9 protein-coding genes are annotated in these 12,552 nt (G+C 56.5%); 7 read left to right on the top strand and 2 right to left on the bottom strand.

Going from position 1 to position 12,552, the window contains the following annotated elements; all coding sequences use genetic code 11:
• Positions 1-1,470: an aldehyde dehydrogenase gene (locus L370_RS19140; protein WP_023333328.1), complete on the top strand. Its 1,470-nt coding sequence runs from the start codon at positions 1-3 to the stop codon at positions 1,468-1,470.
• A 13-nt stretch (positions 1,471-1,483) separates the two neighbouring features.
• Positions 1,484-3,124: a thiamine pyrophosphate-binding protein gene (locus L370_RS19145; RefSeq protein WP_023333327.1), complete on the top strand. Its 1,641-nt coding sequence runs from the start codon at positions 1,484-1,486 to the stop codon at positions 3,122-3,124.
• A 77-nt stretch (positions 3,125-3,201) separates the two neighbouring features.
• Here the strand turns inward: L370_RS19145 and L370_RS19150 are convergent, their stop codons facing one another.
• On the bottom strand, positions 3,202-4,470 hold the full coding sequence (locus L370_RS19150; RefSeq protein ID WP_023333326.1) for an OprD family outer membrane porin: 1,269 nt from the start codon (positions 4,468-4,470) through the stop codon (positions 3,202-3,204).
• A 209-nt stretch (positions 4,471-4,679) separates the two neighbouring features.
• On the bottom strand, positions 4,680-5,438 hold the full coding sequence (locus tag L370_RS19155; RefSeq protein WP_021242066.1) for a metalloprotease LoiP: 759 nt from the start codon (positions 5,436-5,438) through the stop codon (positions 4,680-4,682).
• A 272-nt stretch (positions 5,439-5,710) separates the two neighbouring features.
• Between L370_RS19155 and tkt the strand changes: the two genes are divergently transcribed.
• The 5 genes from tkt to mscS all read left to right on the top strand — a co-directional run bounded on the left by tkt (position 5,711) and on the right by mscS (position 12,476).
• Positions 5,711-7,702, top strand: a complete 1,992-nt coding sequence (tkt, locus tag L370_RS19160) for a transketolase (protein ID WP_023333325.1) — start codon at positions 5,711-5,713, stop codon at positions 7,700-7,702.
• A gap of 328 nt (positions 7,703-8,030) precedes the next feature.
• Positions 8,031-9,050 (top strand): erythrose-4-phosphate dehydrogenase, encoded by a 1,020-nt coding sequence (gene epd / locus L370_RS19165; RefSeq protein WP_023333324.1) that lies wholly within the window; start codon positions 8,031-8,033, stop codon positions 9,048-9,050.
• Positions 9,051-9,099: 49 nt separating this feature from the next.
• On the top strand, positions 9,100-10,263 hold the full coding sequence (gene pgk / locus L370_RS19170) for a phosphoglycerate kinase (RefSeq protein WP_023333323.1): 1,164 nt from the start codon (positions 9,100-9,102) through the stop codon (positions 10,261-10,263).
• A 92-nt stretch (positions 10,264-10,355) separates the two neighbouring features.
• Entirely contained in the window at positions 10,356-11,435 is a 1,080-nt protein-coding gene (gene fbaA / locus L370_RS19175) for a class II fructose-bisphosphate aldolase (protein WP_014885155.1), read from the top strand.
• A gap of 186 nt (positions 11,436-11,621) precedes the next feature.
• Positions 11,622-12,476, top strand: coding sequence for a small-conductance mechanosensitive channel MscS (gene mscS / locus L370_RS19180; RefSeq protein WP_023333322.1), 855 nt, complete (start codon positions 11,622-11,624; stop codon positions 12,474-12,476).
• Positions 12,477-12,552: the final 76 nt, after the last annotated feature.

Raw genomic sequence — 12,552 nt, 5'->3', positions numbered from 1 at the left:
ATGGACGATCTGAAGATTTTTATTGGCGGTCACTGGCGTCGCGGCAGCGGCAACCCGATGCAGAGCCACTTCCCGGCTGACGGGTCGATCAACGCGACGCTGAATGCCGCCAGTCTGGATGACCTGCAGGAGGCGATTGACGCCGGAGAGCGCGCCTGGCGGGAGCCAGCCTGGCGCAACAGCCTGCCGCACGTCCGCGCGAAGATCCTGCATAAGGTTGCCGACCTGATTGAATCTCGCGTGGATGAACTGGCGCAGATGCAGAGCCGCGATAACGGCAAGCCGCTGGCGGAAGCGCGCGGGCTGGTAATGAGCGCGGCGGGAACGGCGCGCTACTTTGCCGCCGCCTGCGAGCTGCTGGAAGGCGAGCTTCCGACCCCGCGTCAGCCTGATTTGCTGACGCTGAGCCGCTATGAGCCGCTCGGCGTGGTGGCGGCCATTACGCCGTGGAACTCGCCAATTGCCAGCGAAATGCAGAAGGTCGCGCCGGCGATTGCCGCCGGGAACGCGGTGATCCTCAAGCCCGCCGAAGCCACGCCGCTGATGGCGCTGGAGCTGGCGCGGATATTTGAGCAGGCCGGGCTGCCCGCCGGGCTGCTGAGCGTGCTGCCGGGCAAAGGTTCGGTGATTGGCGATGCGCTGGCGCGCCACCCTAAAGTGCGCAAAATCTCCTTTACCGGCGGCACCACCACTGGCCGCCATCTGGCGCACGTGGCGGCGGAAAAACTGATCCCGGCCTCGCTGGAGCTGGGCGGCAAATCGCCGACCATCGTGCTGGAGGATGCCGATATCGAACAGGCCGCGCGCGGGATCTGCTACGGCATTTTCAGCTCGGCGGGGCAGGCGTGTATTGCCGGTTCGCGGCTGTTTATCCACGAGAGCATTTACGCCCCGCTGATGGCGCGGCTGCTGGAATTAACTCGCGGGCTGCGCGTCGGGCACCCGTTTACAGACGGCGTCCACGTTGGGCCGCTGATTAACGACGGGCATCGTCAGAGCGTGCAGGAATATGTCGAGCTGGCGAAGCGCGAGGGGGGCCGCGTGCTGTGCGGCGGGGAGATCCCGGCCGATCCTAATCTTGCTAACGGCAGCTTTTTCCAGCCCACGATTATCGAAGGGCTGGGCAACGGCGCCCGCGCCTGCCAGGAGGAGATCTTCGGTCCGGTGCTGGTGGCGATGCCGTTTCGCGATGAAGCCACTCTTATCCGCGAGGCGAACGACTCGGTTTACGGCCTGGCGGCGGGGATCTGGACGCGGAATACCGGGCGCGCGCTGCGCCTGAGTGAGCAGCTCGAATCGGGCACGGTGTGGATCAACACCTACAAGGTCTTTGCGATTTCGACCCCGTTCGGGGGCTTTAAAGAGAGCGGTCTGGGCCGCGAAAAGGGTATTCAGGGGCTGAAAGCCTGGATGCTGCAGAAGAGCATTTATCTGGCGACGGGTAACAGCGTCAACCACTGGTGCGACTGAGAGAGGGTGAGCAATGAGCGAAATGATAACCGTCGGCGACGCCATCGCCAGAACGCTGGAGCAGTATCAGGTTGAGGCCATCTACGGCGTCATCTCCATTCACAACCTGCCGATCGCGGATGCAATAGGACAGCGCGGCAACATCCGCTTTGTGCCCGCGCGCGGCGAGGCCGGTTCCGTCACCATGGCCGATGCCCACGGGCGCTTTTCCGGCCTCGGCGTGGCGCTGACCAGCACCGGCGCGGGGGCGGGTAACGCGGTCGGCGCGCTGGTGGAAGCGATGAATGCCTGCACGCCGCTGCTGCATTTAACCGGGCAGGTAGAGAAAGCCTGGCTGGACGCCGACACCGGGTTTATCCACGAAACCCGCGACCAGCTGACCTTCCTGAAGGCCAGCTCAAAACGGGCGTACCGCATCAGCAACGCCAGCCAGGCGATAGCGATTCTGCATAAAGCGATTCAGGACGCCCGGACGCCGCCGTGCGGGCCGGTCTCCGTGGAGATCCCGATTGATATTCAGGGGGCGAAAATCCCGCTGTCGCTGGTGACCGCCCCGGTCAAGCCGGCGTCGGGGGGAAACGTTGATGCAGCCATTGTCGATGCGCTGTGGATGCAGCTTAAGCAGGCAAAACAGCCGTTGCTGTGGCTGGGCGGCGGCGCGCTGTGCAGCGCTGACGCCGTGAAAAAACTGGCGGATGCGGGCATCACCGTTATCTCAAGCACTCACGCGCGCGGCGTGCTGCCGGACAGCCATCGCGCCAGCCTGCGGGCGTTCCACAACTCGCCGTCGGTGGAAGCGCTTATCGCGCAGTGTGATTTTACCCTGGTCGCCGGTTCACGCTTGCGCAGCAACGAAACCCGCTCCTGGACGCTTGAGCTGCCGTCCCCGCGCGTGCAGATTGATATCGACCCGGCGGCGGCCAGCCGTAACTATCTGATGGATAACACGCTGATAGCCGACTGTTCAGCCTTACTTAGCGCGCTTGCCGACAAAATTCAGGGCCGCGAGTGGGGCAGTGCCCAATGGGATATGCAGGTGCAGCAGGCGGTTGAGCAAGCCGAACAGGGGCTGCGCGAGCAGTGCGGCGCCTATGCGAAACTCAACGACGCCATTGAGAAAGCGCTGCCGAAAAATGGCCTGCTGGTGCGCGATATTACCGTTTCCGGCAGCCTGTGGGGGAGCCGACTGTTCCGCGCCAGTGGCCCGCTGATGAACATTCACTCCCTGGCCGGGGCGATCGGCATGGGGCTGCCGATGGCGATCGGCACCGCGATTGCTAACCCGCAGCGTAAGGTTGTGGGGCTGGTGGGCGACGGCGGCCTGAGCCTGAATCTTGGCGAACTGGCGACGCTGGCGCAGGAAAAAGCCAACGTGACGCTGCTCATCATGAACGATGGCGGGTACGGGGTCATGCGCGGCATTCAGGATAAATATTTCGGCGGGCGGCAGTATTACAACGAGCTGCACACCCCGGACTTCACCCTGCTGGCACAGGCGATTGGCCTGCAGGCGTGGAGCGTTGAGCGAGCAGAAGATTTTGATGCCGTGATGACGGAGGCGCTGGCGATGCCGGGACCGTCGGTGGTGGAAGTGCGAATGGAGCATATTGGCGCCCTGAAGTTTGCCGGGCCGCCGCAGAAGACGCTTTACTAGCTGTTTCCCCTCTCCCACAGAGAGAGGGAGAAAACTGTAGGCCGGGTAAGGCGAAGCCGCCACCCGGCTTTTTTTCATCAGAACACGTTAAACGGGTATTCCACGTAAGCGCGGATCTCATCCCCGCCCACGTTGTACTCGCTGGCGTTGCTGGAGACGCGCAGGACGGAGTAGCGCAGGCGCAGCGTCAGGTCTTTCGCCGGGCCATCCTGGACCTTGTACTGGATCTGGTTAAACCACTCGTGCTCTTTGCCGTTGCTGGTTTCAGACGTTTTAATGTTGTCGCCACGCACGTAGGCGGTGGTCCAGCTCAGGCCCGGTAAGCCAAGGCCGGCAAAGTCCAGACCGTAGGATGCCTGCCAGGAGCGTTCGTCTTCGCCGTTAAAATCAGACCAGTAGGAGTTCGCCAGCCAGATGGTGTTGCCGCCGTCACCCACGCCGCCCTTGTCGCGATAGCCGCCGTAGTTGTAGCCGGTGCTGCCGCTGCTCTGCTGGTACGCCACTTTGAACGTGTGAATGTCCCAGATGTAGCTCGCCGCCAGGCTCCAGATGGTGTTGCTGCGGCCGGTGTCGAGGCTGTCCGCGTAACCCTGGTCCAGACGGGAGTTATAGCCGTTGAAGTCGAGCACCAGCTGCTGCCCGGTGCTGAACGGCTGTTTGAAGTTCATACCCAGGTACTGCTTGTTCATCACCTCTTCATTATGAGAGGCGTACAGCGCGCCGCTAAACTGGTCGTTAAACTGATAGCTTGCACCGCCGAAGGAGAGGCTCTTCAGCCCGCTGTCGTGGCGGTCATCGCTTTTACGCTGCTCGTCGGTGAAGTAACCGGCGTTGATTTCCAGACCGTCGATCTCTTTCGAGGTCAGCATGGTGCCGGTGTAGCTTTCAAACAGCAGACGGGAGCTGTCGGCATTGATGATAGGCAGCTCGGGACGCTGATTTCCGTAGCTCAGGACGGTGTTTGATATGCGCATTTTGGCGGTTGCGCCAAACTTTGCCAGATCGGATTTTGCCCGGCCATCGTCTTCCTGCTTAAAGAAGTCGATGCCGCCCGCGCCGCTTTTACCACGGCCGCCGTCCAGGCGCACGCCGTATTGAGCAATACCGTCCACACCAAAGCCCACCAGCCCTTCGGTATAGCCGGATGCAAACGTGGCGATGATCCCCTGGCCCCATTCGGCTTTATCCTGCTGGCCCTGATGGTAGTCGCGGCTGATATACGCATTGCGTAAAAACAGATCCAGATGGCTGTCGTCAATGAAACCCCGGCTGTCGGATTGCTGGCTTGCAGCGGCAGGTAATGCGGCAAATAAACTTAAAGCAATTAATGATAATTCTTTTTTCACGGAGGGAACGTCTCTGTCTGGATATATTAATTTGAATAACTGCAGGATGATAATTACTGGAAAAAGTTACCTTTGCAATAATTATGTGACCAGACATTTCAATGTGATAGTGCAGATTTGGCGGGGCTTTCAGGGGAGTTATCGATACGTGCTGTTAAGTTAACAATTCATGCGAAATAAAAAGGAGGCAAATCTGCCTCCTTCCAAAATTATTTAATTCCGTCTGCGGCCATACGGTCGCGAATATGTTGTGCGCGCTCTTCTGAGGCCGGATGATCGTCAAACATGGAGCTTTGGCGTCCCGCTTCCAGCTTGGCCAGTTTTTCAAAGCTGGTGGCTAAACCTGATGGATTAATGCCGCGTTTGCGCAACAGATCGTAGGAGTAGTCATCCGCCTCGGACTCCTGACGCTGTGAGAACTGAGAGTTAACCAGCTTTTCACCCACGTCGCCAAGCTGTGATTGCGACAGGCTGCCAACGATACCGCCCGCTGAGGCCGCCGCTGCGCGGATGGCATTGGTGCCCAGGGCAACCTGCATCCCTTTCTTCACATGGCCCAGGGCAACGTGGCCCATTTCATGGCCGATGACCGCTTCCACTTCGTTGTCGGTCATCATGTCCATCAGCCCGCTATAGACGCGGATACAGCCGTTCGCCATCGCGAAGGCGTTCACGTCTTTCGCCATGTACACCTTGTAGTTCACCGGCTGGCCGTTGATGTTGTCGCCCAGCGCGGAAGCAATCTTATTCAGACGCTGCGTGTAGGTACTGTTAGCCGGCGCAAGGGTGGCTTTTCCGTCCATATCTTTACAGGCCTGGTCGCTCAGCGCTTTCACCTGTGCATCGCTCAGGGAATAGGCCTGAAAGGCCTCTGCGCCTGACGTCATCAGACCGTTAGAATCCATATTCTGACAGCCGCTCAGCAGGAGCGTTGTACCCAGGGCCAGCACTATTGCACGCATTTTCATGAGATTGCTTCCGTACTCGTTAATCTGAATAAAATCTGAAAAGTGCACCGTCAGCGAAGCCGGTGTCGGGCTAAGTATAAGGAATATCGACAGAGCCGGGCGAGTAGATTGCGCAACATGCGAGCATGATCCAGAGATTTCTTAACAAGCAAAAGAATGCTCCATGTACATGCCTTGCGGCTTGGGTTACATTGTTGGCACTTTTTTCCGGCGTAGCCCAAAACGCGCTGTCGTCAAGGGCATGGCCTTTAACAGTCCGATCTGGAGTTAAAATGTCCTCACGTAAAGAGCTTGCTAATGCTATTCGTGCGCTGAGCATGGACGCAGTACAGAAAGCCAAATCCGGCCACCCAGGGGCCCCTATGGGTATGGCTGATATCGCCGAAGTCCTGTGGCGTGATTTCCTGAACCACAACCCGCAGAACCCGTCATGGGCTGACCGCGACCGCTTCGTGCTGTCCAACGGCCACGGCTCTATGCTGATCTATAGCCTGCTGCACCTCACCGGCTACGATCTGCCAATCGAAGAGTTGAAAAACTTCCGTCAGCTGCACTCTAAAACTCCAGGTCACCCGGAAGTGGGTTACACCGCTGGCGTAGAAACCACCACCGGCCCGCTGGGTCAGGGTATTGCTAACGCTGTGGGTATGGCGATTGCCGAGAAGACGCTGGCGGCGCAGTTCAACCGTCCTGGTCACGACATCGTAGACCACTTCACCTACGCGTTCATGGGCGACGGCTGCATGATGGAAGGCATTTCTCACGAAGTGTGCTCCCTGGCAGGTACCCTGAAGCTGGGCAAACTGGTTGCGTTCTATGACGACAACGGTATCTCCATCGACGGTCACGTTGAAGGCTGGTTCACCGACGACACCGCAGCACGTTTCGAAGCCTACGGCTGGCACGTTGTGCGTGGCGTTGATGGCCACGATGCTGACTCGATTAAACGTGCAGTGGAAAAAGCGCGCGCTGTGACGGACAAACCGTCCCTGCTGATGTGCAAAACCATTATTGGCTTCGGTTCGCCGAACAAAGCGGGTACGCACGACTCCCACGGCGCGCCGCTGGGCGATGCGGAAATCGCACTGACCCGTGAAGCGCTGGGCTGGAAACACCCTGCATTCGAAATCCCATCTGAGATCTACGCTCAGTGGGATGCAAAAGAAGTAGGCCAGGCGAAAGAAGCGGCCTGGAACGAGAAGTTCGCTGCCTATGCGAAAGCGTTCCCGCAGGAAGCGGCTGAATTCACCCGTCGTATGAAAGGCGACATGCCGTCCGACTTCGACGCGAAAGCGAACGAGTTCATCGCTAAGCTGCAGGCGAACCCGTCTAAAATCGCGAGCCGTAAAGCGTCTCAGAATGCGATTGAAGCATTCGGTCCTCTGCTGCCTGAATTCCTCGGCGGCTCCGCTGACCTGGCGCCATCTAACCTGACCCTGTGGTCTGGTTCTAAGCCAATCAACGAAGATACTGCCGGTAACTACATCCATTACGGTGTACGTGAATTCGGTATGACTGCGATTGCCAACGGTATCTCCCTGCACGGTGGTTTCCTGCCGTACACCTCTACCTTCCTGATGTTCGTTGAATATGCACGTAACGCCGTGCGTATGGCTGCGCTGATGAAACAGCGTCAGGTGATGGTCTACACCCACGACTCCATCGGTCTGGGCGAAGATGGTCCAACTCACCAGCCGGTAGAGCAGGTGGCTTCCCTGCGCGTCACCCCGAACATGAGCACATGGCGTCCATGTGACCAGGTTGAATCCGCGGTGGCGTGGAAGTACGGCGTTGAGCGTCAGGACGGTCCAACCGCGCTGATCCTCTCCCGTCAGAACCTGGCACAGCAGGAACGTACTCCAGAGCAGCTGGCGAACATCGCTCGCGGTGGTTACGTGCTGAAAGATTGCGCGGGCCAGCCTGAGCTGATCTTCATCGCCACCGGTTCTGAAGTTGAACTGGCTGTTGCAGCGTGGGAAAAACTGACTGCCGAAGGCGTGAAAGCGCGCGTGGTCTCCATGCCGTCTACCGATGCGTTCGACAAACAGGATGCCGCTTACCGTGAATCCGTCCTGCCTAAAGCGGTTTCCGCGCGTGTGGCAGTGGAAGCGGGTATCGCTGACTACTGGTTCAAATACGTGGGTCTGAACGGCGCTATCGTCGGCATGACCACCTTCGGTGAGTCTGCTCCGGCAGAGCTGCTGTTCGAAGAGTTCGGCTTCACCGTTGAGAACGTTGTCGCGAAGGCGAAAGAACTGCTGTAATTGCTGTTTTGCCCGGTGGCGCGCTAGCGCTTACCGGGCCTACAAATGGCGCGAAAGTAGGCCGGGTAAGCGCTAGCGCGCCACCCGGCTTTTTTGTAGACATTATTCCACCTAAAATGTGACGCAAGTCATATAGCTCGCTTATTCATCTGGACAGACATTCCTTTTATTCCCCGATTCGCTTATTCTTGCTGAAGCGTTTCAGTCGATTAAATGTTCGACAATTGACCAATCAATCGCAGTTTGTGACAGCAAGGATTCCCCTTCGGGCGTAGCTGGATTACTCTTTCAGCCACCTCAAACTCAGGGATTGCTTTGCAGGAGATCTATGACCGTACGCGTAGCGATTAATGGCTTCGGTCGCATCGGACGTAACGTGGTTCGTGCTTTGTATGAATCCGGACGTCGGGCGGAAATAACCGTGGTGGCAATCAATGAACTGGCGGATGCTACGGGCATGGCGCATTTGTTGAAATATGACACCAGCCACGGACGCTTTGCCTGGGATGTACGCCAGGAAAGAGATCAGCTGTTTGTGGGCGATGACGCTATTCGTGTGCTGCATGAGAACAGCATCTCCGGGCTACCCTGGCGTGAACTGGGTGTGGATGTGGTGCTTGACTGTACCGGTGTCTACGGCAACCGAGAACATGGCGAGGCGCATCTGGCTGCTGGTGCAAAAAAAGTCCTGTTTTCTCATCCCGGCAGTAACGACCTCGACGCGACCGTCGTGTTTGGCGTCAACCAGCATGAGCTGCAGGCCGAACACCGTATTGTCTCCAACGCCTCCTGTACCACCAACTGCATTATTCCGGTCATCAAACTGTTAGACGATGCGTATGGTATTGAATCCGGCACCGTGACCACGATTCATTCCGCCATGCACGATCAACAGGTTATCGACGCCTACCATCCGGATTTACGACGCACTCGCGCGGCGAGCCAGTCAATCATTCCGGTGGATACGAAACTGGCGGCAGGGATCACCCGAATCTTCCCGCAGTTTAACGATCGGTTTGAAGCGATTGCTGTGCGTGTCCCGACGATTAACGTCACTGCAATCGACCTTAGCGTGACGGTGAAAAAACCGGTAAAAGCCTGTGAAGTCAACCTGTTGCTGCAAAAAGCGGCACAGGGGGCATTTCATGGTATAGTTGACTATACGGAATTACCGTTGGTCTCAGTAGATTTTAACCACGACCCGCACAGCGCCATCGTTGATGGCACGCAAACGAGAGTCAGTGGTGCACACCTTATCAAGACGCTGGTCTGGTGTGATAACGAATGGGGCTTTGCTAACCGAATGCTCGACACCACGTTAGCAATGGCCGCTCAAGGTTTCAGGTAAGACGCATTGTGCGTCTGCAAAACTTTAAGAATCAACGAGAGGATTCACCATGTCTGTAATTAAGATGACCGATCTGGATCTGGCTGGTAAACGCGTTTTCATCCGTGCCGATCTGAACGTACCGGTTAAAGATGGCAAAGTGACCAGCGACGCGCGCATCCGTGCATCTCTGCCAACCATCGAACTGGCTCTGAAGCAGGGCGCGAAAGTGATGGTCACCTCCCACCTGGGTCGTCCAACTGAAGGCGAGTACAACGAAGAGTTCTCTCTGCTGCCAGTGGTTAATTACCTGAAAGACAAACTTTCCAACCCGGTTCGCCTGGTGAAAGATTACCTGGACGGCGTTGAAGTTGCTGCCGGTGAACTGGTGGTTCTGGAAAACGTTCGCTTCAACAAAGGCGAGAAGAAAGACGACGAAACGCTGTCCAAAAAATACGCTGCACTGTGCGACGTATTCGTGATGGATGCCTTCGGTACGGCTCACCGCGCTCAGGCGTCTACCCACGGTATCGGTAAATTCGCAGACGTAGCGTGTGCCGGTCCTCTGCTGGCTGACGAACTGGAAGCGCTGGGTAAAGCACTGAAAGAACCTGCTCGTCCAATGGTGGCTATCGTTGGTGGTTCTAAAGTTTCTACCAAACTGACCGTTCTGGATTCCCTGTCTAAAATCGCTGACCAGCTGATCGTTGGCGGTGGTATCGCGAACACCTTCGTTGCCGCTCAGGGCCACAATGTGGGCAAATCCCTGTACGAAGCAGACCTGGTTGACGAAGCCAAACGCCTGCTGAGCACCTGCGATATCCCGGTTCCAACTGATGTTCGCGTAGCGACCGAGTTCTCCGAAACCGCAACCGCGACCCTGAAATCTGTTAACGACATCAAAGATGAAGAGCAGATTCTGGATCTGGGCGACGTTTCTGCACAGAAACTGGCTGAAATCCTCAAAAACGCAAAAACTATCCTGTGGAACGGTCCTGTTGGCGTGTTCGAATTCCCGAACTTCCGCAAAGGTACTGAAATCGTTGCTAACGCTATCGCAGACAGCGAAGCGTTCTCTATCGCAGGCGGTGGTGACACCCTGGCAGCAATCGACCTGTTCGGTATCGCTGACAAGATCTCCTACATCTCCACTGGTGGCGGCGCATTCCTCGAATTCGTGGAAGGCAAAGTACTGCCAGCAGTAGCAATGCTCGAAGAGCGCGCTAAGAAGTAAGCCATTCAAGGGCAGGGAAACCTGCCCAATTTTCAGCGCGCTTTTAAGAGCTCGCACCTTTTCTAACGGCCGAAGATACAGGACTAAGCAACATGTCTAAAATTTTTGATTTCGTAAAACCTGGCGTTATCACTGGTGATGACGTACAGAAAGTGTTCCAGGTAGCTAAAGAAAACAACTTCGCTCTGCCAGCAGTTAACTGCGTGGGTACCGACTCCATCAACGCCGTACTGGAAACTGCTGCTAAAGTTAAAGCTCCAGTTATCGTTCAGTTCTCTAACGGCGGCGCTGCGTTCATCGCAGGTAAAGGCGTGAAAACTGACATTCCTCAGGGTGCTGCAATCCTGGGTGCTATCTCTGGTGCGCACCACGTACACCAGATGGCTGAACACTACGGTGTTCCAGTTATCCTGCACACTGACCACTGCGCGAAGAAACTGCTGCCGTGGATCGACGGTCTGCTGGACGCGGGTGAAAAACACTTTGCGGCAACCGGTAAGCCACTGTTCTCTTCTCACATGATCGACCTGTCTGAAGAGTCACTGCACGAAAACATCGAAATCTGCTCCAAATACCTGGCGCGCATGGCCAAAATGGGCATGACCCTGGAAATCGAACTGGGTTGCACCGGTGGTGAAGAAGACGGCGTGGACAACAGCCACATGGACGCTTCTGCACTGTACACCCAGCCAGAAGACGTTGATTACGCTTACACCGAGCTGAGCAAAATCAGCCCACGCTTCACCATCGCAGCGTCCTTCGGTAACGTACACGGCGTTTACAAACCAGGTAACGTGGTTCTGACCCCGACTATCCTGCGTGATTCTCAGGAATATGTTTCTAAGAAACACAACCTGCCGCACAACAGCCTGAACTTCGTCTTCCACGGCGGTTCCGGTTCTTCTGCTCAGGAAATCAAAGATTCCGTAAGCTACGGCGTAGTGAAAATGAACATTGATACCGACACCCAGTGGGCAACCTGGGACGGTATCCTGCAGTACTACAAAGCGAACGAAGCTTACCTGCAGGGCCAGCTGGGCAACCCGAAAGGCGAAGACCAGCCGAACAAGAAATACTACGATCCACGCGTATGGCTGCGCGCTGCCCAGACTTCTATGATTACTCGTCTGGAGCAGGCATTCAAAGAGCTGAACGCGGTAGACGTTCTGTAATTTGAGCTGCTAACAGCATCAGAAGGCCCGCAAATGCGGGCCTTTTTTTATGCTTTTTCAATACCCTGCTGGGGTTGTTTTTGTGATCTGTTTGGCAATACTTGCGCTTTTTGTTTACCCTTTACGGACCTGCCTGTCTCCATGGGGGATGGATTTTGTGTTTTGGGTTAACAAAAGGAAGAATAAATGGAACAACTCGATGTTGTAGACAGCATCAATAACGCCGGTAACTGGCTGGTACGCAACCAGGCGCTGCTGCTGAGCTATGCCGTGAACATCGTCGCGGCGATTGCCATCATCATCGTCGGGATGATCGTGGCGCGTATCGTATCGAACGCGGTTAACCGCGTAATGCTGGCCCGTCACATTGACGCCACGGTGGCTGACTTCCTCTCTGCGCTGGTGCGCTACGGAATTATCGCCTTTACGCTGATTGCGGCGCTGGGCCGTGTGGGCGTACAGACCGCCTCCGTCATTGCCGTTCTCGGTGCCGCCGGTCTGGCTATTGGTCTGGCGCTGCAGGGGTCGCTTTCAAACCTGGCGGCAGGCGTTCTGCTGGTCACCTTCCGTCCGTTCCGCTCCGGCGAATACGTTGACCTTGGCGGCATTGCCGGGACCGTGCTGCAGGTGCAGATTTTCTCAACGACCCTGCGTACCGTCGATGGCCGCATCGTGGTCGTGCCGAACGGGAAAATCATCGCGGGCAACATTATTAACTTTTCCCGTGAACCGGTGCGTCGTAACGAACTGATTATCAGCGTGGCGTACGACTCCGATATCGATCAGGTGAAGTCGCTGATTAGCAACATCATTGCTTCAGACGATCGCATTCTGAAAGACAAAGAGCAGACGGTTCGCCTGAACGAGCTGGGCGCATCCTCAATTAACTTCGTGGTGCGTATCTGGAGCAAGAGCAGCGATCTGCAAAACGTGTACTGGGACGTGCTGGAACGCATCAAGCGCGACTTCGACGCCAACGGCATCAGCTTCCCGTACCCGCAGATGGACGTAAACGTCAAAAAAGTCAAAGAAGCAGAATAATTTCACCCGTAGGCCCGGTAAGCGCTAGCGCCACCGGGCTTTATTTTTATAAGTACTGCTAATACCCAATTAATAT

It is taken from the genome of Enterobacter sp. MGH 24, from assembly GCF_000493015.1.
Taxonomy (GTDB): Bacteria; Pseudomonadota; Gammaproteobacteria; order Enterobacterales; family Enterobacteriaceae; genus Enterobacter.
This window is presented reverse-complemented; position numbering and strand designations above follow the sequence as displayed.

Coding starts and splice junctions, on each gene's coding strand:
- L370_RS19140 (WP_023333328.1), top strand. CDS start 1: ATGGACGATCTGAAGATTTTTATTGGCGGTCACTGGCGTCGCGGCAGC.
- L370_RS19145 (WP_023333327.1), top strand. CDS start 1,484: ATGAGCGAAATGATAACCGTCGGCGACGCCATCGCCAGAACGCTGGAG.
- L370_RS19155 (WP_021242066.1), bottom strand. CDS start 5,438: ATGAAAATGCGTGCAATAGTGCTGGCCCTGGGTACAACGCTCCTGCTG.
- tkt (WP_023333325.1), top strand. CDS start 5,711: ATGTCCTCACGTAAAGAGCTTGCTAATGCTATTCGTGCGCTGAGCATG.
- epd (WP_023333324.1), top strand. CDS start 8,031: ATGACCGTACGCGTAGCGATTAATGGCTTCGGTCGCATCGGACGTAAC.
- pgk (WP_023333323.1), top strand. CDS start 9,100: ATGTCTGTAATTAAGATGACCGATCTGGATCTGGCTGGTAAACGCGTT.
- fbaA (WP_014885155.1), top strand. CDS start 10,356: ATGTCTAAAATTTTTGATTTCGTAAAACCTGGCGTTATCACTGGTGAT.
- mscS (WP_023333322.1), top strand. CDS start 11,622: ATGGAACAACTCGATGTTGTAGACAGCATCAATAACGCCGGTAACTGG.